Here is a 19,178-nt window from a genome sequence, read left to right on the forward strand (position 1 = left end):
CTAACGGCGAGGAGGCATGCCTCGGCAAGTTCGACCTCGTGATCGTGGTGGCAAGGCCGCCTATATCCGAGGCAGAACCGGCTGCAGGTTGCACGGTACGTCGAGCTTGTCGACAGCCGACGCCGCACAGGCGTGGTCCCTGACTCGAGGATCACGTTGGGTGGCTCGCCTCCCGGCCGTAGCTGGGGAGTTCCAACTCGCCGACGGCACCGCCTCCAGGCGAGGACGAGTCGCACAGCTTGGTCAAGGCATCGAAGTGGGCGCAGTGTTCCATCACCGCGTGGTCGGTGGTGGTGAGCGAGCCGTGTCCGTCGAGGAAGCTGTCACGTAGGTCCGGGCGGAGAGGCCAGATGCGGGTGGCAAGCCGTACCAGGTCGCGGGCCGGCAGGTCGTAGCGGCTGTGCTCAAAATCGATCAGGCGGACGACACCATCGTCGCTGTAGATCATGTTTCGGGGCATGAAGTCCAGGTGACACGGCCGGGCCGGCAGCGGAGCAAGGTCGCGAAGAGCCTGCATATGGGCGCGTATCTCGCTTCGGCGGCTGGCCGTGATCTGGTCTCCGGCGCGGTAGATCCAGTATTCGGCGCGTTCGGCGAGCCAGGCGGTCCAGTCTGGTTCGAGGCGGGGCGGTCTGGCGGCATGCAGGGTTGCGAGTAGTTGCCCTGCCTGTCGGTACGCGTCCTGCTCGGCCTCAGGGTCGAGCTGGCGCTCGGCGAGCGGGACTCCGGGTACGGCGGTCACCACGATGGCGGGCGGGTCGTCGGTTGTGGCGAGCAGCCGGGGCGCTCTGTCGCCGAGTGCGGGGATCCAGGTGTGGTAGGCGTGGACTTCCTGGGTGTGGCGTTCCGGGCTGCGGTGTGCTTTGACGATGATTTCACCGTGGTCGCTCGTTGAGGCGCGTAGTGCGCGGGTGCCGGCGTGGCCGGGATGCCAGCCGGCGGGTACTGCCTCGGTGTCGAGTAGGCGTTGGCAGAGTGTCAGGAGAAGGTCGAGGTCGGTCACTGCGGGGTCCCGAGGTGTCGGGTGTCGTTGTGGGTGACGAGCTGCCAGATGGTGCGGCCGAAGCGGTTGGTGGGCCGCTGCCACCGGTTGAGCGAGGCGTGGTCGGTGACGAAGCCGAGCCGGAGGCAGGCGTTCTGGGGAAGACCGAGTAGCAGGGTGTGGGCTGCTTCGACGGTTTCGCCGTGGGCGGCAATGAGGATTCGTTCGCCGTCGTGTCTGGCGAGGATCTTCTGGAGGGCTGTTGTTGCCCGGTTGAGGTACTGGTTCCAGGTTTCGGAGCCGTGGGCGTACGGACGATTGGGAGCGTGCTGGGGCGGGCCCTGGAAGGCGGTCTTGACGTCGACCCATGGCTGGCCGTCGGCGTCGCCATGGTCGGGGCCACGGAGTTCCGGTTCGATGGTGGCGGACAGCTGCAGGGCTTCGGTGATGATCTCGGCGGTCTGCATCACGCGGAGCCGAGGGGTGGCGTAGTAGGCGGTGTATGGCCGGTGTGAGTGCTCGTCGGCCAGGCGGGCGGCGAGTTGTGCGACCTGATCGCGGCCGAGGTTGGTGAGTCCGGTGCAGCCGTGTTCACCGCCGACGATGCCGGCGACGTTGCAGGCGGCTTCACCGTGGCGGGCGATGACGAGTTCGGCCGGGACCATTCGAGGGGCTCCTTCGCGGTGCGGTCAGCGTGGCGGGAACGGAGAGGGCCAGGGCCGGACAGTGGGCCACGGGTGCCGGTAGCCGTTGTGGCCGAGGTAGCGGAGTGTCAGCAGGTGGTGCAACTCGGCGAATTGGCGCAGATCAGCAGGGCGACACTGCTGGGGCGCCACTGCGACGCGGTAGGCGCCAATGCAGCAGGCGAGTGTCTGCTCGTCGAGGCGGCCGTAGGTCATGGAGGCGGTGACGAGCAGTCCGGCGAGGTCGTAGCCGAAGGGGGCGAGGGTCAAGTCGTCGAAGTCGACGACGGCGACGCCTTCCCCGCTCACGAGGTAATTCCGGACGTTCGGGTCCTTGTAGAAGGCTGCTGGCAGGCCGGGACGGTCGAGTACGGCATCCACCGCCGCCACGTCGACGCCCGCGACGGCAGCGGCGCGATGCAACGCCGCGCGGCGTGGGTCGGCGAAGTCCGGAATAACCAGTTCGATCGTCGTGGTGTGGGGTTGGTGGAGGCGCGCTGCGTGCAACTCGCGTTCGTGTGCGGCGGCGTGCAGGCGGCCGAGCGCTGCTGCTACCCGAGGCAGGTCAGCGGCCGCCGGTGTGTGCCCCGGCAGTCGCTCGAAGATCAGATGCTGAGCGTCGCTCGCCAGTAGGCGCGGGAGGCGGACATCGGCGTTCAGGCTGGTGAGCCAGGTGTGGTGGGCGGCAGCGGCGACGCATCGTTCCGGGTCGTCGTAGCGCTTGATGAAGGTCCCGCCGTTCATGCTCACGCCGCTGCGCTGTAGCTGACGGCGGGCTGGGCGGTGCAGGATGTTTCGGCGTCAGCGAACGAGGTGGCTGCCGTCCCGTCCGCTGCGCTCAGGCCAGGGGCTGGTGTTCGCGGCGTACGCGGGTGATGAGCTGGTTGGCTTGTCGGCGGCTGGTGAGGGTTATCAGTCGTGCGTGCGGTCCGTGCTCGCGCTGGAGGTTCTGTACTCGCGGGCGCATGCTGCGCCGGTATCCGAGGATGTAGCGGACGAAGTTCCAGGTGATGCGGTCGTAGACGCCGTCCTGGTGGTGTTGTCCGCCTCGGTAGCGCCAGCGCCGTTGGGTGATGCCCCACAGGCAGGTGACGGCGGGTAGGTCGAGGAAGATCACGGTGTCCGCGGCGGCCAGCCGGATAGACAGGGTGCTGGCGTAGTTGCCCTCGATGATCCACCGTTCCCCGGCGACAAGTTTCTCCTGCTGGGCGGCGAACTCGTCCTGCGGCAACGGCCGCCACTGCGCGTCGTAGTAGACAGCGTCGAGGTGCGTCAGCGGCGCGTCGAGGATCTGGGCCAACTGCCGGGCGACGGTGGATTTGCCGCTGCCGCCGCAGCCGATGATGGCGATCCTGTCCATGGCTCTCCAGGATAGGGGTCCGGCGGCGTCGTGCCGGGTCGACACGGTGAGTCATGAGGCCACCGGTTCCGGGTGACGCAGGAGGCGATCGAGCACGTCCAGCTGGGTGGAGAGCCGGAACGGGTTGAGGTGTCGTAGGCATTCGGCGATCAGCCGGGCGTGCTCGCCGGTGCCGGCGATCTCGGCGAGCCAGCCGACGCGATGACGGACGTCGGTGGCGTTGCGGACGATCAGGGATGGCGGGACGAACGCGGCGCCGTTTCGGACATCGGCGGGGAGGATCGGCGCGCAGCCGGCGAGGACGGCTTCGAAGATCCGCTGGGTCATCTGCCCGGCGGCGGCGTAGCGGCGCGGCAGCAGCAGGACGGTGGCCAGAGCGTCGGCGTAGATCTCGGCGACGCGAGGAAAGGGAACCCGGCCGACGAAACGCACGTCAGGCCAGCGCGCGGTGTCGGTCCACTTGCCGGCCACCAGGTGGGGTAATTGGGCGGCGGCGGGCGCGAAGTAGGTGTCGAAGGCATCGTCGCGGTCGTACTGGTTGCCGACGTAGCAGAGCGGGTCAGGGCGGGGCAGGGCCGCCAGGGCATCGGGAGCGGCGGCGTCGATGGCCGTGTCAGCGACCGGGAACAGCAGTGGCACCGCGCCGGGAGTCGGGTAGAGCGCTGGTTCGCAGACGGTGACGTTGCGGGTGCGGCGGAGCGGGTCCGTAGCGGGTAGCCGGCGGTCTTTGTCCCACAGGATGGTTGAGGTGCCGAGCCGGTGGGTGTAGTGGGCGAGCAGGTCCGCTTGGCGGTGCAGGTCGCAGGTGTGCCCGGGGCGGCCGCATGGCGTGGTGTTGCGGCCGGGGATAGGCCATCGCCATTCGAGGAAAAGGGCGTCGATGTCGGGTAGTCCGGCATCCCAGCGGTAGTGGCCGGTGAGGTCGTCCCCTGCCTCGCACAAGTCGCGGTTGGGTTGCAGGAAGATGATGTCGTGGCCAGCCGTGTGCAGTCCGTCGACCAGGGTCCGGCGGTGGCTGCGGCCTCCGTCGGGGGTGTCGGTGACGCCGGGGCCGAGGAACCCCCAGAAGCTGTAGCCGATTCTCACTTCGTCACCCACCAGTCTTCGATGAGCAGCGCGTCGAGGCCGGATTCGACGAGACAGTCCAGGGCCATGTCAGGTGTGCCGCAGATCGGCTTGCCCTTGATGTTCAAGGACGTGTTGATCAGGACGGGGTGTCCGGTGATCTCGCCGAACGCGGTGAGGACGTCGGCGAGGAACGGGTGCTGTTCGCGGGTGACGGTCTGGACCCGGGCGGTGCCGTTGACGTGCACGATCGCCGGTAGCTGGTCGCGGGTCAGGTCGGTTACCGGCGCGGCGAGCGACATGAACGGCGAGAGTTGGCGCAGTCGGACGTAGTCAGCGGCCTTGTCGGCGAGGACGACCGGGGCGAACGGCCGGAACGGTTCGCGGAACTTGACGGTGGCGTTGAGTCGTTCGACCACTCCCGTGTTCAGGGGCGAGGCGAGGATCGACCGGTGGCCCAGGGCTCGCGGTCCGGCCTCCAGTTCGCCGGTGAACAGCCCGACGATTTCGCCCTCGGCCAGGCACCGGGCCAGGTGCTGAGCGGGTTCGGCCGGACGGCTCGCGTGGAGACCGGGCCGGGGTTGCGCTGGCAGCGCCAGGCCGGGGTAGGCGGGGCCGAGGTAGCAATGCTGGGCGATGCCGGCGGGTGGGAGGCCGGTCGCGTCCAGCCATGCCGCGGCTGCGGCGCCGATCGCGGTGCCGGAGTCACCGGGTGCCGGCGGTACGTGCACCTCGTCGACGATGCCGGCCTGGGCGATGAGGCCAGCGGCGACGCAGTTCATCGCGACCCCGCCTCCCAGGCAGAGCAGTCCGGATCCGGTCAGCTGGCGGGCGCGGCTGGCGAGATGCAGCATCACCTGCTCGGTGCGTTCCTGCAGGGCGGCGGCGAGGTCGGCGTGTACGGGTTCGACCGGCGCTGTCGGCGGGCGGGGCGGGCAGGTCGCGTCGGCGAACGCGGGCGTGACTCGGCCGTAGCGGCTGGAGAGCACTCGCAGGGCGAGCAGCGTCGGATCGAGGGTGAACCCGTCGGTGGTGAGTCGGATCGCCCGGGACATCAGATCCCGGAAGCGGGACGGGTCGCCGAGGGCGGCGAGCGCCATGACTGTGCCCTCCTCGTCGCTGCGTCGCCAGCCGAGGTGTTCGGTGATGGCTCCGTAGGCGTATCCGAGGGAAGCCGGGTCGTTGATCGCGTGCCCAAGTTCGAGTGTGAGGCGCGAGCCGTCCCGGCGGGCGTGCCAGGTGGTGGTGGTTTGCAGCTCGCCGAGGCTGTCGACGGTCAGGACCGCCGCGTCGTCCACACCGGCGGCGAGGAACGCGTACAGGGCGTGGGCACGGTGGTGTTGGACGGGCTGGAGGCGGGCTCGCGGGAAACGTTGGGTCAGGTCCCGCATCCGGGCCTGGTAGCGGCGGTGGACAGTGGTGAAGCTGCGGGCCCGGGCGAGAGCCCTGGTGCGGCTGGCAGGCTGTCGCAGGTGGGCGGGCAGCTGGCCCAACGCGGACAGGTAGCGGCGCCCGTCGAAGTTGTACGCCACCGTGGTCACGTCCTGCGGCGACAGGCCGGCCTCGCCGAGCAGCCAGGCGACGGCACGCGCCGGGTACGCCTTGCTGTGTTTGACCCCGTCGAGCCGTTCCTCCTCGACGAAGCCGACCAGCTGGCCGTCGACCAGCAGCGCTGCCGCCGAGTCATGCGTGTACGCGCAGAGCCCGAGCACCACGCTCGCGGTCATGCCACGGCCCCAGTGGTGAGCGCTGCCGGGGTGAGGTGCTCGTACCAGGCGGTGAGAGCGGTGCCGAGCGGGCCGGGCGTGTCGTGGGCGAGCTGGCGGGCCTGGTCCCGCTCGCCGGCCTTCCAGGCTCGGTAGCCGGCCAGCACGCGCCCGAACGCGTTCCACGGGGTGCCACCCGGCAGGCCACTGTCGCCGGAGATGACCTGTGTGAGGACGGCATCCAGGTTAGGCCAGGCCACGGAAATCGGCGGCATCTCCGCGACCTCGGGCTGGTGCTGGAGGCATTCGGCGGCGGCGGTGGCATTTTCGGCGTACAGGTGCAGCGAGTCGACGTGGTGGTGGTACTCGCCGACCTCGACCCCGAGCCACCCGGCCATCAACTCGTGCAAAAGGGTGGTGGCGAAGATGTCGTACGGGAAGCCGAGCCACAGGTCCTGGCTGCGCATGCTGGTGTGCATCACGAGACGGCCCTGCCGGATGAAAAACCGGTACCCGAGCGTGCACGGCACATCCCGATAGCCCCGGTGGTCACGAGACGGGTCGTAGATCTGGACGACGGCCTGCCGCGAATCCCGGTCGGACGACAGCTTCCGCACGACCGCATCGAGCTGGTCGACGCCGCCGCCCCAGCGGCGGATCCGCGGCCCGTACGCCCCCTGCAGCACCCCGTCGTCGGCGTATCGGCGCAGGTTATCGTTGAAGTCGAAGATCCACGGGTCGTCGGAGCCGGAGAGGATCCACAGCGCCTCCGCGACGGCGAACGCCGGGTTGATCACGCGGGCGGGCGGGACGGCGACCAGCCGCCGTCGGGGGTTCGTCAGGCACAGGTGCGCGCCCACGACCTCGGTGGTCACCATATCCCGGGGGCACACCGCTCGGCCGTTGAGCAGCACCGCCTGGCAGGCGGCGATGAACAACTCGCTCGCGGAGTCCGCGGTTAGAACGATCATGTGAGTTCCTTCGAGGTCAGGAGGTGAAGGCGGCGAGCCGATCGCGGGAAAGGTTGACCAGCCAGGCGGACTGGCGGGCCATGCCCTCGTGCAAACCGACGGTGGGCCAGTAGCCCAGCAGCCGGCCCGCGCGGGTCAGGTCGGCCGACGTTGAGGAGACGTCCCCGGGCTGGGCGTCCGCCACCTGGACCGGGATGTGCCGGCCCGTGACCTTGGACGCCTCCTCGATCGCGCCGCGCATGGAGACGCTCGCCCCGCCGCCGACGTTGACCACGGCGTAGCGGGCATCCACGTGTGCGGCAGCGAGCGTTGCGGCGACGACATCGCCGACGTAGGTGAACTCCCGCCGCTGGCTGCCGTCGCCGAAGATCGTGACCGGGAAGCCGGTGTACGCGGCGAACAACAGCCGGCCGATGGCCATGTCCGGCCGCTGCCGCGGCCCGTACACGGTGAAGTAGCGCAGCGCCACGACGGTGAGCTGGCTGTCCGGGCGGCGGGAGTGGGCCAGGCACAGGTGCTCGGCGGCGAGCTTGCTGACCCCGTACGGCGAGACCGGGCAGGTCGGGTCAGCTTCACGGCTGGGCCGGTTCGCCGGGCCGTAGACGCTGGACGACGAGGCGTAGACCAGCCGCCGCACGCCCGACCGAGCGCAGGCGTCGAGCAGCCGGTGGGTGCCGAGCACGTTGGCCTGGGCGTAGTCGACGAACTCGGCCCCCCACGACGGCCGGACTCCTGGCCGGGCGGCCAGGTGAAAAACGGTGTCGCAGCCGTCCACGGCATCGTCGAGCTGGTCGGTCGACAGGTCCCGGCACAGCGGGGTGAACAGCGGATTTCCGACCGCTGCCGCCAGGTTCTCGTCCGCGATGGGGTGCTCACCGAGCCGGCGGCGGTCCAGGCCGACCACCTCCACACCACGGGCGAGAAGCGCCTCGACCAGATGCGAGCCGATGAACCCGCCAGCACCGGTCACCAGCACCCGGGCCATCATCGCTGCCCGCTAACGCCGGTCCGCTGCGCGAACATCCGCTGCCACACATGCGTGAGCAGCGGCGGGTCGGCCGGCAAGACCGTCGCCCGGCCGGTGGCCGCTCGCGCCGAGGCGGGAGTCGAGGGGTGTGGGGTGCCCGTGGTGTTGGCGAAGGCGTGCCGCGAGGCGTACAGGGTCATGACGCCACCGCTCGACGAACCTGGCCCCTCGGCTGCCGGTCCTGGCGGACCCGCCGGAATCCCGGCGAGTCCGCCAGCGCGAGGCGGCGGCTGGGAGCACCCCGCCGGTCACCCGCCCGCGCAGCCCCGATGGCGGTACGCGGACGAGGAGTCAACCCCACGAACACGCATCCGGCCGCCGCAATCGGACGAGTCAACTCCCTGGCCGCCTTGCCGGACTCGATCAATCTGTCCACCATGAATCCCCTGGCGTCGATGACAATGGGTCGGTGAGCTGGCCCGCCGCTCAGCTGCGGTCTTCGATGCTCGTCAACAGCGAACCGTCCACAGGGACCGGGCGGTACCGTCCACTACCCGTCCGCTGGCGACCAGGTGATGACGGGCCGTAGCGGAAATGACTAGCGTGACCCTCGTCGACAGACACCGCGGGAGGTGCTCAGATGACCGGACGACGCCATCCCCCAACCGGCGGCTAGCGTGGGAGAGACTCCAGCGCGGCTGGTCGTACGAGGAGGTCGCCGAGCGCATCCGCGCGGGGATGAGCCACGCCGGAGAGACCGACACCGGGCTCAACGCCAACACGGTGCGGCGATGGGAGACCGGCGAACGATGGCCCGACCCGCGCTACCGCAAGCACCTGGTGGCCATCTTCGACAAGACAGCCAGCCAGCTCGGCCTCCTCACCCCCGACGAGCTGGCCATGTGCCCGCAGGCGGAGACACTGCACGAGTTCAGGAGGTTGTGGGACATGCTCACCGGAAACGAGAACGAAGGCGGCTGGGACCGGGCATCCGTCCTGCGCGCACTGTTCGGCGCAAGCATGCTGCCCCTGGTCGCACCGCTGCTGTCACTGGACCCGCAGCCGGCGCACGCCGACACCAAGACCATCGACCCGGACGCCTACACCGAGATCGTCCGCTGCCAGCGAGCGTTGTATTGGACCAGCCCGGCCCGGCCGCTCTACGAGGCCGCATACGCCCACACCCAGCTCGGCACCGGGCTCGTCCGCGCCGCGAGCGGCACCAGCCGCACCACCCTCGCCGCCGCCCTCGCCGAATCCGCGCTCCTCACCGCCCGGCTGGCCTTCTTCGACCTCAACCAACCCGCCATCGCCCAGCGCTGCTACGACGTCGCCCTCGCCGCCACCCGGGATGCCGGAGACCACGCCCTGGCCGCCGCCGTCCTCGGCCACATGGCCTTCATCCCCGCCTTCAGCCACGACCCCTCCGCCGCCCGCCCGATGGTCGACGCGGCGCTCCAGCACACCTGGCACGGCGTCAGCCCTGCCGTCCGCTCCTGGCTGCACTGCGTCGCCTCGGAAGTCGAAGCCCGCGCCGGCGCCGGAGCTACCAGCCGCCACCAAATCGACCTCGCCGCAACCGCGATCGAGGCCAACCCCACCCCGCCGGAATGGCTCGACTTCTACGACGCCGGCCGGCTGCACTCCTTCGCCGGCTACGCGGCCCTCGCGTCCGACGACCACACCGAGGCCACCAGACAGCTCACCGCGGCCCTGGCCAGCCTGAACGCCAACGCGGCCAAGCAGCGCAGCGTCATCCTCGCCGACCTCGCCTCCGCACACCGCGGCGACGGAGACCACGCCGCCGACTACCTCAACCAGGCGATGGACGCCCTGCACAACGACTGGTACGGCACCGGCCTGGAACGCGTCAGGACCGTCCGGCCCGTGCTCGGCGACAGCCGGCAGGGCCGGCAGCTCGACGAACGGATCGCCGCCCTCGCCGCCAGCCGAGCCGCCCTACCCGGCAGCTAAACCGCCGACTCGTTGTGCTTGCGCACCAAATCAGGCAGCTCAGCCAGCGAGTCGAGCCGGAACAGACAGCGCTCGCTGACGGCCTTATCGTCGAGGATGTGCCCCCACGGGCCGCGCCGCACCAGAGCGGTCGCGATCCCGGCCTCCTGCGCGGGCCGGATGTCGTTGTCCAGCCGGTCCCCGACATACAACACCTGATCGGCTGGGCAGCCCGCCTCCGCGACGACGCGATCGAAGAACGACGCCGACGGCTTCTCCACGCCCCAGCCGTCCGACGTGCCGATCACGTCCACCGGCAGGTCCAAGGCGCGCAGGATCGTCTCGGCCCGTGCGGTCTGGTTACCGGCCAGACCGACCTGCACGCCCAACTCGCGCAGCGCGGCCAGGCACGGCCGAGCATCCGGGTACAAGTTCTCCTCGGAGAAATGCTCCGGCTGACCAGCCGCTGCACGGCGCTCCCGCTCCTCGGCCAGGTCGAAACCGGGCCGGAAGACCTGGAACGTCTCCCGGTAGTCCAGGCCGCGAGCGATCACCGCCCCGAAGACCGCCGAGAAGGTATGCCGGGGCACGCCCAGCCAGTCCGCCCAGGTCCCGTACTCCCGGGACTCGTCGACGATCGTCTCGCCCACGTCGAAGAACACGCTCGCGATCACCCTGCGATTGTGCCCTTCTTGCCCAAAGTGATCAACACTGGTGACGGGCTGTCCACTGCGAATCCTGGCGGTGCCAGTTGAGGCGCTTGCGGTTACATGGGCGCCGGACCCGGAGTCACAGTTCGATTGCCGGCGTCCCTTTCTCACGACGGAGCCTGACAACCACGCTCTACGCCTGTCGCCGGAGGCTCCGGACGGACGGACCAGGCGGCACTGGGAGGCACTCCGGGCCACAAGGGCAGCACGTCTAGTGCCGTGACCACGAACGTTTGGGGTGTTGGGGTCAGGCTGCGTGGGTGGCGGGTTGGCCCCAGCGTCGTTGTCGTTCGCTGCGGATGCGGGCGCGTTCGCGGCGTTGGGCGGCCAGGACGTCGGGGTGGCGGGCGTTGGCGTTGCGCCAGCGCAGGTAGCCCTGCAGTTTCCGGGTCAGCGCGGGGTGGTTCGGGTGGTTCGAGCCGGCGATGACGAAGGTGCGAAGTGGCCCGAACTGGGCTTCGATCGGGTTGGCCCAGGAGGCGTAGGTCGGAGTGAAACAGAGCTCAACCTTGTTCCTGGCCGCCCACGTGTGGATCTTGAGGCCTTTGTGCGCGGACAGGTTGTCGAGGATGACGTAGATCGGCGCCCCGTCGGGCCGCGCGGCGCGGATCGACTTGAGCGCCGCGAGGGTGTTCGCGGCGCTCTTGCGGCGCCGGACGACGCCCCAGAGTTGGTCATCGCCGACGGAGTAGCAGCCGTGGAACTGCCGGACCCCGTGCAGCTTGTGGTAGTTCGCGGGCAGCCGGTGCGGGTGCCCGGCCGGCGCCCAACCGGATCCGGCCTGCGGACGGATCACCAGAGGGTCGAACTCGTCGAACGCGAACACCCGTTGTGGGAAATGGCTGCTCACGTACTCGATCCGGGCGAGCTTGGCCTCCCGCTGCGGGTCGGTGGACTCCTTCCACGTCTTGGTCCGCTGGAAAGTGATCCGGTGCCGGTGCAGGATCTGCCTCAGCCGCTCGCGCCCCACCACGATCCGGCGGGCGGCATGAACGCGCAGGTGGTCGGCGAGCTTGCGGATGCTCCACCGGGTGAACGGCCGCCCCAGCTTCTCGGGGCGGGTGTTGGCCGTCTCGACGATGAACTGTTCCTCGTCAGGACTGATCAGGCGGGGACGGCCACCCGCCCACCGAGACACCCCATGCCGATTCGGTGTCAAGCAGTAGCGGCTGATTGATGCGGCCAGGCGATGTTCTCGTCGTAAGCGGTGCCGGTTTTTAAGCAACCGTGAAGGATGCCGACCAGGCGGTTGGCGACTTGCCGCAGGGCTCGGCCGTGGTCGACGTCGCGGGCGCGTTGCTTGTCGTAGTAGGCGCGGGCGCCGGGCGAGCCGTTGACGGCGGAGAATGCCTGGGCGTGCAGCGCGTCGACCAAGCGGTCGTTGTGCACGTAGCGGGCCATGACCACTTTGCTTCTGCCCGATGCCCTGGTGACCGGGCTGGTCGCGGCATAGTTCTTGCGCGCCTTTGCACTGTTGTAGCGGTCAGGGTCGTCGCCGAACTCCGCCAGCAGCCGAGCTCCGGTGACGACGCCGATGCCCGGCTGCGACCGATAGATGGCGGCCTGGGGATGATCGATGAAGTGCGCCTCAACCTGTCGTTCCAACTGCTTGATCTGAATGTTGAAGACTGCGATCACGGCGCTCAGCGCGGCAACCGTAGCGGCGTAGGCCTCAGTAACCGCTGCCGAACGGCCCAGGTGTTCACTGCGCAGAGCGGCGCTGATGTCCGCTGCTTTGGCGTGAACCTTGTGTCGATGAACCCGCCGCAGCGCCGCGATGATCACCTCGACATCCAGTGCCGCAGCCTCCGCGGGAGACGGCGCTGCCTGCAACAACTCCAGAGCGTCAGCGCCGGCCAGCCCCAACTTCTCGTAGGCGACCAACGCGGCCGGAAAGTACTCCCGCAGCGCCGACCGCAGCCGCAGAACCGCACGGGTCCGCTCCCAGACCATCGTCTGATGTGCCCGGGCGACCACCTTGATCGCTTGAGCCGATGACGTGTCACCAGCGACCGGACGCAGTTGCGCCCGGTCGATGCGGACCATGTCCGCCAACGCGTGCGCGTCACCCTTGTCGCTTTTGGCTCCTGAGGCGCCGTAACGCTCCTTGAACCGGCTCGCTTGCCTCGGGTTGATCGCGAAAACCTGATAGCCGGCAGCGATCAGCGCCTCGACCCACGGGCCCCGGTCGGTTTCGATACCCACCACCACGCTGACATCGTCTCGGCTGTCCCCGGCATCCTCCCCAGCCACACGTTCGGCGACCAGTGCATGAAGGGCTGCGATACCCGTGATGCCTTCCGGCAACCGCCGCCTTGCCAGCACTCGTCCGGTCTGGTCCTGCAGCTCCACGTCATGGTGGTCCTCGGCCCAGTCATCACCGACGAACAGCAACGTTGCCCCTCCTCAACCTCGATGGCATCGATCAGCAGCCAGGAGGAGGACAGCACGTGCCCTAATGGATCAGTGCTCATCCCGAGCAGGGTCGAACGCTCGGACGGCACGACACCCCATCAACGGTCAAGCCTCCCCAGAACACCGACAGGGGCACGGTCTCAGTGCAGGACTCAACGTCCAGGGTCCAAGAGTGCTCACCTGCCAGCGGCTACCGTCCGAGTCTCCTGCAGCAACGTCAAGAAGCAATGCCGCCGGGTTCCCGGTAAGGCCCATTAGGGTCCAGGCTGGCCATCCCCATCTCGTTGAACCGGTGGATGACCTGCCGGATCGTGTCCTCGTCGGCTTGGACCAAGCGGGCGATCGCCGGCACCGTGTTCCCACCGGCAGACGCGAGCACGACCATCGCCCGCCGTAGTCGGATCGGCGAACCGGTTCCCCGGCGAGTGATTCTGAGCAGCTGCTGACCTTCGTGATCACTCAGCCGCCGCACACGTACAAGATCTGCCACCGCCACAGCCTGACCGCCGTGGCGCCGTCCGGCCGACAGGTCGGACGGCGTGTCATCCAACACCGTGAACGTTCGTGGTCACGGCACTAGCACTAGAAGGAACCGACGACAAGCTCCGTGGCCAATTCGTTACGCGATAATGGATTGACTGAATCAGTGTTGCCGGGGCGTACTGGTTGTACGTTCCCGCACCGCCGCCTGACACAGTCGGCCATGTATGCGGGCAGGCACTCCCAGTCTTGGGGTGCCTGCTCTTGTTCGTGCCGGCAATGTCGGAGGCGTCGAGAGATGGGAGGCCCCACATGAAGGATCGCCTGTCGGCGAGTTGAGCCGGCCGCACCACACCACGGTGTCTGTCGCCTTGCGCCGTGGTGAGTCCTGATCTTCGTGGCTCGGCTCGGCCGCCTGCCCTGTGTCCGTTGCTGACCGCAGCCTGCTGTGCAGGCTGCGGCGACGCCTGCTGCCCTGTTGCCTGCCCCTGCACGGGGCCTGGCTTGTTCGTTGACTCGTCCACAGTGATCCGACGGCCCCTTCGCCCAATGGAGGGCCCGCGCCCAACCAGGTGTCGCCCGGCAGGCGCGCCTGCTCGCGAGCATGACCGCAGCGGGCGGGCGCTCCCCGGGTGGCTCGCATTCGCCTCATCTGGAACCCCTACGACCATCGATGGAGCAACGATGACTTCACTCAACATCAACCTGGCAGGGCGGCCGACTATGGCCGTCTCATCTGCCACCCCGGTCCGCATCGGCCTGGCCACGCTGGTCGAGGCCCCGTTCGGACTACGCACAGACAGGTGGTGGGCCGTTGGCGCAACCTGAGCATCGACCGCGCGGCCCGGGCGACCAGGTGCGGTCGGGGCGAGGTCGGCTGGAAAACGCGATCCAGGTGCTGATCATGCTGTTGATCGGCGGCGCGGCGGGGGCGGCGTCCTTCCGCCACGTCCATGACGTCGCCGCCGCGCACGGGCAGCCGGGCTGGCTGGCGTGGGCAGATGCGGTCGTCTTGGAGCTGACGTCGATCGCGGCGGGCCTGGAGCTGCGTCGTAACCGGCGCCTGGGCAAGAGTGTTGCGTTCCCGGCGACCGTGTTGACGGTGGCAGTGTTCCTGTCCCTGTCCGCTCAGGTGGTGGAGGCGGAGGCGTCGGTGATCGGTTGGATCGCCGCCGCGCTGCCGGCGCTCGGCTTCCTGGCGATGGTGAAGATCGCCCTCGGCCGCGCCGACCCCGTTCCCCCCGACCGGACCACCCGGCCCGTCCGGACCGTGTGCGGACCAGCGCCCGCTACCGACGCCATGGTCCCGGACGCCCGTGAACCCGTCGCCGGACCGCCTGCACCGGTCCACGCCGGCACGCCCGCGGTCCGGGACTCCACCACCGCGGTCCAAGCTTCGGCCGACCAGCGCCCGGCGGTCCCGGACCACGGCCCGGCGGTCCCGGACCGGCCAAACGGCCAAGCGTCGGTTGGGGACGGCGGGCCGGAGATCGCGGCGCTGGCCCCGGCCGCCCGGACCGCTGTCCAAGCTTTGGCCGCCCAGGGGACACCGCTCTCCCGCAAAGCCCTCGCCCGGCAGCTTCGCGCTGACGGGCACCAACTGTCCAACGCCACCGCCTCGGCGCTCGTCCGCCTCCTGCGCGCCGAGGCCACCCCACCCCAGCAGCCCTCGCCACTTCTGTCAGGACCGGATGCCGCGTGACAGAACCATCAGCACCGACTTCTGTCAGACAAAGCGGTTTCTGTACTACGAGCGGGCACTTCTATCAGGAAGCCCGCCGCCTGACAGAACCTGACCAGACCTGACAAAGCGTGCACCCGTCGCCCGCCACGCCGGAGCGGCGGTGGGCGCGCCACCAGCCCGCTCGCATTCTTCCCAAGGAGCAGCAGACGTGTTTACCCAGCTTGACGCCATTCACCGGTGCCGGCGACACCGTCACCGGTCCACGCCACGCCTTCTCTCACACCATCACAACAGGCGGCTCGGTGCGGCCGACCGCGTCGGGGTCGGTGTGGATCCCCGTTCGACCATCCGCCTTGACACCGACCCCCAAACCGACCCCCCGATCCCGCTCACAGCCCAGGTCAGACCCACTCTCACCGCTGCGATCCGACTCCAGACAGACCCTCATATCGGGGGTCTCCCCCCTGGGGGCGCGTATGCGTAACCGCCTACCGGCTCCAGATCCGCTGCTGCGGCTGCAGGCCAGCATCACCGCCCGCGACGATCGCCTGCTCGGCTGGCTCTACGACCACGGGGTCCTCACCACCGACCAGATCGCCGCCGCCCTGTTCCCGTCCCTGGACTTCGCCCAACGTCGGCTGCGCCGCCTCACCGTCCTGCGCGCGACGGACCGCTTCCGACCCAACCGAGCCGATGGCGGCTCGTACCCGTACCACTACGTCCTGGACCAGCTCGGCTACGACCACGTCCACGCCCAACGCGGACTCGGACGACCACGCCGGGACCAGGCCCGCCGCCGCAAACAATCCCTCACCGCCCGGCCGGACCTGCCGCACCTGCTCGGCGGCAACCAGGTCTTCATCGACCTCGCTGCCCACGCCCGCACCCACCCCGACACGGTCCTGGACCGCTGGCAACCCGCCTCCGCGTTCCACGAGCCTGGGGTGTTCTATCGGGAAGGCGGCAACCCCCAGATGATGGTCCACGGACCGAAAGGACTTCCCCGCCCCGACGGCGCCGGTGTCTGGACCGAGCACGGACGGTCCGTGCCCTTCTTCCTTGAGTACGACACCGGCCGAGAACGCCTCGACATCCTCACCGAAAAGGTCGCCAAGTACGAGCGGCTGTACGCGATGAGCACCTGGGCATGGCCGGTGCTGTTCCACCTACCGTCGGCTCGCCGGGAAGCGAACCTGCACCACCGCCTCGCCGGCATCGACCTGACGGCGATCATCGCCACCACCACCGCCGAACTCCGCACCGCACTCGACGCCAGCCCCGCCGAACAGGTGTGGCAACTGTGCGGCCCGAGCGTAGGCCGTCACCTGCTCATCAACCTGCCCTACACCGACACTCACCACGACACCGTGTTCCCCATGCCCACACCCTCAGAGCCGAACGGACGGGCAGCCTGACGGCCCGCGAAGGCGGCGCGTGATGCGGCGTGTATGGCTGACACGCCGCCGAACGACCACGCAGGGCCATCGGTGGATACCTCCTGAATCCATCGCCGCCGTCAGGCGGCCACCAGCGGCTCCGTCATCCGACTCGACACGGACGCCGTGAACCAGCCGAAGGATCCTGCTCGCTGTCGGGCAGGCACGGAAGCCCGACCCCGGATCGCCGCAGGCGTCGGCCGAGTAGGCGCCGGTCGGCCGGCGCGAGCGAGGCTCATGGCACGACGGGCGTTGCGGGCGGCAGCGCACATGCCCCGCTGCCCGACGCATTGCAGGTTCCTGCAGTTGCCCTGCGAGTCCGGCTGGTGCGCGGCAACGACGTCGAGGGCCAGCCGCCACAGCAGCGGATCAGTCACGTCTTCAGGGATGACAGCCACGAGGCTGAGTCGTTCGCGGGACACGGCAGACCTTTCCGTTGGCAGGGGACACATAGTCGGCCGCCCGCCTACCTGGCCGACGGCACGGACACCATCGACACTCACCCCGGCCAAAAGGTCAAGCCATCCCACACACACCTGTTGAAATCGCTAACGGCAGAAAGGACACCGCATGAGAAAAGGACTGCGACCCGAACTGACTCACATGCATTTCGGAGGATTGTGGCGAACACGCCCCACGAAAATGCCGTCCGGAGGTATCCTGACGAACCGAATCCCGGTACCACCACAACAAATGGTGGTGCAACACCCGACCGTACCGGCAGAATGGAAGAAACGATCCCGATGGTTATCGCGCGGATCGACACCGTACCCATGACCGCCGACGAACTCGACAACGCCGCCGAAGCCCTCGCCGTTCTACTCAACCACTTCCTCGACGACCACCCGCACCTCACCCCGTAGCTGCTGGCGGCCTGACCGAGGCCGCCAGCGCCCCACCCCTCCGACCTCGAAGGACAGCGCACCAATGCCCGGTACGCCACCTCTCGCACCACAGAAGCGACGCGGCCGACGCGCCCACACCCCCACCACCACCGAGCGGCCAAGCGGGCCTTGCCGGGTTTGCATCTACATCCGCCGCTCCACCGACGACGAACACCAACCCTTCTCCCTACACGCTCAACGCGCCGCCCTGGAGAAATACGTCGCCTCGCAACCCGGCTGGACCATCGTCGCCGAATACGAAGACGACGCCTCCGGCGCCACCACCGAACGACCCGGACTGCAAAAAGCACTCCACGCCGCGAAAGCCGGCCTCTACGACGTGCTACTCGTCTACCGACTCGACAGATTCAGCCGCAGTGTCGCCGACCTACTCGACCTCATCACCATCCTCGAAGCATCGAATGTTCGCTTCTCCTCCGCGACCGAACCCGTCGACACCGGCGGCCCCTTCGGCCGCATGATGCTCCAACTCCTCGCCGTGTTCGCCGAATTCGAACGCAACATCATCATCGACCGAGTGAAAAGTGGCATGACCGCGAAAGCCAGCAAAGGCAAATGGACCGGCGGCACCCGCCCGTACGGCTACCGCGTCGACCCCGACACCCACCGCCTCGTCCCCCACCCCGACGAGGCACCCATCCTCCGCGAGATCTTCCGCCTCTACACCCGCGACCGATACGGCACCCGCGCCATCGCCACCGAACTCAACGCCCGCAGCATCCCCAACCGCACCGGCAAAACCTGGTCCGGACACACCATCAACCGCATCCTCGACAACCCCGCCTACGTCGGAGACATCGCCTACCGCGACGTCTACGTCCCCAACGCCCACGAACCCCTGATCGACCGGGCCACGCTCCAACGCGCCCAAGACATCGCCAACGCCCGAGGAGACGCCCAAACCCAGCGCGCCATGTCCGACTCGGACTACTACCTCACCGGCCTACTCACCTGCCCCCACTGCGGACAGCGCTACATCGGCACCTCCGCCAAAGGCCGCACCCGCCGCTACCGCTACTACACCTGCTTCACCCGCACCCGCTACGGCAAACACGCCACCTGCCCGGCACCCAGACTCCCCGCCGACGACCTCGACCAGATGGTCCTGCAAGCCCTCTACGACTTCTACACCACCGCCGAACCCGTCCTGACCGCCATGATCGAACGCGCCCAAGCCCAACGAGACACCACCAGCGACGACCGACGCGCCGAACTCACCGCCACCGCTTACCAGATCACCAGCACCGAGACAGCCATCAGCCGCTACCACACCGCCTTCGAGAACGGCACCATGGACGACGCCACCGCCGGGCCACGCATCCGCGAACTCCGCCAACGACTGGCCCAACTCCACACCCGGCACGCCGAACTCGAAACCGACCTCGCCGCCCAACCGGCACCCCCACCACCCGGCACCATCACCCGGATCCGGGACCACCTCAGCATGATCATGACCAGCGGCACCACCGCCGAACGCAAGGCCGCCATCGAGACCCTCATCGCCGAGGTCCGACTCACCGACCAGGGAGTCGTCCCCGTGTTCAAGATCCCCACCGACACGACGATGCCCCCGCCCGACCCGGACGGGGGCACTCACGATGATCAACCACCGGTTCGCACAATGGTGCGGTCGGTGGGGCGGACGGGACTCGAACCCGTGACCGATCGATTATGAGTCGACTGCTCTAACCCGCTGAGCTACCGCCCCGCTACCGCGCCGGATCCTAACCCGGCAAGTCGATCAGCGGCCACCACCAAACCGGCGTCGCCACCACCACATCAACACGATGGGCTACGCGACGATAGCAGTGAGCAGCCGGCGCCGTTGTCCCGGCGGGCGGCGACGGGGCCACCGCCGATG

17 protein-coding genes, 1 tRNA gene and 1 pseudogene are annotated in these 19,178 nt (G+C 68.8%); 5 read left to right on the forward strand and 14 right to left on the reverse strand.

From position 1 onward, the window contains the following. Nucleotides 1–151: 151 nt before the first annotated feature. From GA0070604_RS24385 to amcA, 9 genes are all read right to left on the reverse strand, one after another. Complete coding sequence (locus GA0070604_RS24385; RefSeq protein ID WP_244162067.1) at nt 152–1,003, reverse strand: phosphotransferase enzyme family protein; 852 nt, start codon at nt 1,001–1,003, stop codon at nt 152–154. Continuing rightward, a complete protein-coding gene (locus GA0070604_RS24390) occupies nt 1,000–1,647 on the reverse strand; it encodes a histidine phosphatase family protein (protein ID WP_091123182.1) in 648 nt (215 codons plus the stop codon). Before GA0070604_RS24390 ends, GA0070604_RS24385 begins: the two co-directional genes overlap by 4 nt. Nucleotides 1,648–1,671: 24 nt before the next feature. Then, complete coding sequence (locus GA0070604_RS24395) at nt 1,672–2,409, reverse strand: phosphotransferase (protein WP_091127381.1); 738 nt, start codon at nt 2,407–2,409, stop codon at nt 1,672–1,674. 94 nt (nt 2,410–2,503) lie between these two features. Continuing rightward, nucleotides 2,504–3,025 carry a P-loop NTPase family protein gene (locus tag GA0070604_RS24400; RefSeq protein ID WP_091123186.1) on the reverse strand — a complete coding sequence of 174 codons (522 nt, stop codon included), beginning with the start codon at nt 3,023–3,025 and terminating at the stop codon, nt 2,504–2,506. A 51-nt stretch (nt 3,026–3,076) separates the two neighbouring features. After that, complete coding sequence (locus GA0070604_RS24405) at nt 3,077–4,123, reverse strand: glycosyltransferase family protein (protein WP_091123190.1); 1,047 nt, start codon at nt 4,121–4,123, stop codon at nt 3,077–3,079. Next, nucleotides 4,108–5,817 carry a carbamoyltransferase family protein gene (locus GA0070604_RS24410; RefSeq protein ID WP_091123193.1) on the reverse strand — a complete coding sequence of 570 codons (1,710 nt, stop codon included), beginning with the start codon at nt 5,815–5,817 and terminating at the stop codon, nt 4,108–4,110. The genes GA0070604_RS24405 and GA0070604_RS24410 overlap by 16 nt, the downstream gene beginning before the upstream one ends. Further along, nucleotides 5,814–6,767: a thymidylate synthase gene (locus tag GA0070604_RS24415; protein ID WP_091123197.1), complete on the reverse strand. Its 954-nt coding sequence runs from the start codon at nt 6,765–6,767 to the stop codon at nt 5,814–5,816. Before GA0070604_RS24415 ends, GA0070604_RS24410 begins: the two co-directional genes overlap by 4 nt. A gap of 16 nt (nt 6,768–6,783) precedes the next feature. Further along, nucleotides 6,784–7,755 carry an NAD-dependent epimerase/dehydratase family protein gene (locus GA0070604_RS24420; protein WP_244162068.1) on the reverse strand — a complete coding sequence of 324 codons (972 nt, stop codon included), beginning with the start codon at nt 7,753–7,755 and terminating at the stop codon, nt 6,784–6,786. Further along, nucleotides 7,752–7,934, reverse strand: a complete 183-nt coding sequence (gene amcA, locus GA0070604_RS24425; RefSeq protein WP_091123201.1) for a multiple cyclophane-containing RiPP AmcA — start codon at nt 7,932–7,934, stop codon at nt 7,752–7,754. The genes GA0070604_RS24420 and amcA overlap by 4 nt, the downstream gene beginning before the upstream one ends. Before the next feature lie 394 nt (nt 7,935–8,328). Here amcA and GA0070604_RS24430 point away from each other — a divergent pair, with 394 nt between their 5' ends. Next, nucleotides 8,329–9,708 carry a helix-turn-helix domain-containing protein gene (locus GA0070604_RS24430; RefSeq protein ID WP_208602160.1) on the forward strand — a complete coding sequence of 460 codons (1,380 nt, stop codon included), beginning with the start codon at nt 8,329–8,331 and terminating at the stop codon, nt 9,706–9,708. On the opposite strand, the gene GA0070604_RS24435 is transcribed toward GA0070604_RS24430, so the two are convergent. From GA0070604_RS24435 to GA0070604_RS24450, 4 genes and pseudogenes are all read right to left on the reverse strand, one after another. Continuing rightward, nucleotides 9,705–10,361 (reverse strand): HAD family hydrolase, encoded by a 657-nt coding sequence (locus GA0070604_RS24435; protein WP_091123208.1) that lies wholly within the window; start codon nt 10,359–10,361, stop codon nt 9,705–9,707. The two genes, GA0070604_RS24430 and GA0070604_RS24435, sit on opposite strands and share 4 nt — an antisense overlap. Before the next feature lie 283 nt (nt 10,362–10,644). Further along, nucleotides 10,645–11,529 (reverse strand): annotated as a pseudogene (locus GA0070604_RS24440) (IS630 family transposase); the annotation flags it as partial. A gap of 23 nt (nt 11,530–11,552) precedes the next feature. Next, a complete protein-coding gene (locus GA0070604_RS24445) occupies nt 11,553–12,791 on the reverse strand; it encodes an IS110 family RNA-guided transposase (protein ID WP_091117740.1) in 1,239 nt (412 codons plus the stop codon). Nucleotides 12,792–13,029: 238 nt separating this feature from the next. Further along, nucleotides 13,030–13,362, reverse strand: a complete 333-nt coding sequence (locus tag GA0070604_RS24450) for a helix-turn-helix domain-containing protein (RefSeq protein ID WP_244162070.1) — start codon at nt 13,360–13,362, stop codon at nt 13,030–13,032. Between the two features lie 834 nt (nt 13,363–14,196). Here GA0070604_RS24450 and GA0070604_RS24455 point away from each other — a divergent pair. From GA0070604_RS24455 to GA0070604_RS24475, 4 genes are all read left to right on the forward strand, one after another. After that, nucleotides 14,197–14,994, forward strand: coding sequence for a DUF2637 domain-containing protein (locus GA0070604_RS24455; RefSeq protein ID WP_091127385.1), 798 nt, complete (start codon nt 14,197–14,199; stop codon nt 14,992–14,994). Nucleotides 14,995–15,452: 458 nt separating this feature from the next. Beyond that, the gene (locus GA0070604_RS24460) at nt 15,453–16,391 is read left to right on the forward strand and encodes a replication-relaxation family protein (RefSeq protein WP_091123210.1); all 939 of its coding nucleotides are present in this window, start codon (nt 15,453–15,455) and stop codon (nt 16,389–16,391) included. A 746-nt stretch (nt 16,392–17,137) separates the two neighbouring features. Then, nucleotides 17,138–17,275: a hypothetical protein gene (locus GA0070604_RS33765; RefSeq protein ID WP_244162071.1), complete on the forward strand. Its 138-nt coding sequence runs from the start codon at nt 17,138–17,140 to the stop codon at nt 17,273–17,275. Nucleotides 17,276–17,339: 64 nt separating this feature from the next. Further along, entirely contained in the window at nt 17,340–18,992 is a 1,653-nt protein-coding gene (locus tag GA0070604_RS24475; protein WP_091127387.1) for a recombinase family protein, read from the forward strand. Here the strand turns inward: GA0070604_RS24475 and GA0070604_RS24480 are convergent. Further along, nucleotides 18,952–19,025: transfer RNA gene (locus GA0070604_RS24480), tRNA-Ile, on the reverse strand. The two genes, GA0070604_RS24475 and GA0070604_RS24480, sit on opposite strands and share 41 nt — an antisense overlap. Nucleotides 19,026–19,178: the final 153 nt, after the last annotated feature.

The sequence above is a fragment of the Micromonospora eburnea genome (assembly GCF_900090225.1).
In the GTDB taxonomy this organism is placed as follows: Bacteria; Actinomycetota; Actinomycetes; order Mycobacteriales; family Micromonosporaceae; genus Micromonospora; species Micromonospora eburnea.

Excerpts from the sequence above, each read along its gene's own strand:
- GA0070604_RS24390 (WP_091123182.1), bottom strand. The coding sequence starts at position 1,647 with ATGGTCCCGGCCGAACTCGTCATCGCCCGCCACGGTGAAGCCGCCTGC.
- GA0070604_RS24395 (WP_091127381.1), bottom strand. The coding sequence starts at position 2,409 with ATGAACGGCGGGACCTTCATCAAGCGCTACGACGACCCGGAACGATGC.
- GA0070604_RS24400 (WP_091123186.1), bottom strand. The coding sequence starts at position 3,025 with ATGGACAGGATCGCCATCATCGGCTGCGGCGGCAGCGGCAAATCCACC.
- GA0070604_RS24410 (WP_091123193.1), bottom strand. The coding sequence starts at position 5,817 with ATGACCGCGAGCGTGGTGCTCGGGCTCTGCGCGTACACGCATGACTCG.
- GA0070604_RS24415 (WP_091123197.1), bottom strand. The coding sequence starts at position 6,767 with ATGATCGTTCTAACCGCGGACTCCGCGAGCGAGTTGTTCATCGCCGCC.
- GA0070604_RS24420 (WP_244162068.1), bottom strand. The coding sequence starts at position 7,755 with ATGATGGCCCGGGTGCTGGTGACCGGTGCTGGCGGGTTCATCGGCTCG.
- amcA (WP_091123201.1), bottom strand. The coding sequence starts at position 7,934 with ATGACCCTGTACGCCTCGCGGCACGCCTTCGCCAACACCACGGGCACC.
- GA0070604_RS24430 (WP_208602160.1), top strand. The coding sequence starts at position 8,329 with ATGACTAGCGTGACCCTCGTCGACAGACACCGCGGGAGGTGCTCAGAT.
- GA0070604_RS24455 (WP_091127385.1), top strand. The coding sequence starts at position 14,197 with ATGCTGTTGATCGGCGGCGCGGCGGGGGCGGCGTCCTTCCGCCACGTC.
- GA0070604_RS24460 (WP_091123210.1), top strand. The coding sequence starts at position 15,453 with ATGCGTAACCGCCTACCGGCTCCAGATCCGCTGCTGCGGCTGCAGGCC.
- GA0070604_RS33765 (WP_244162071.1), top strand. The coding sequence starts at position 17,138 with ATGGAAGAAACGATCCCGATGGTTATCGCGCGGATCGACACCGTACCC.
- GA0070604_RS24475 (WP_091127387.1), top strand. The coding sequence starts at position 17,340 with ATGCCCGGTACGCCACCTCTCGCACCACAGAAGCGACGCGGCCGACGC.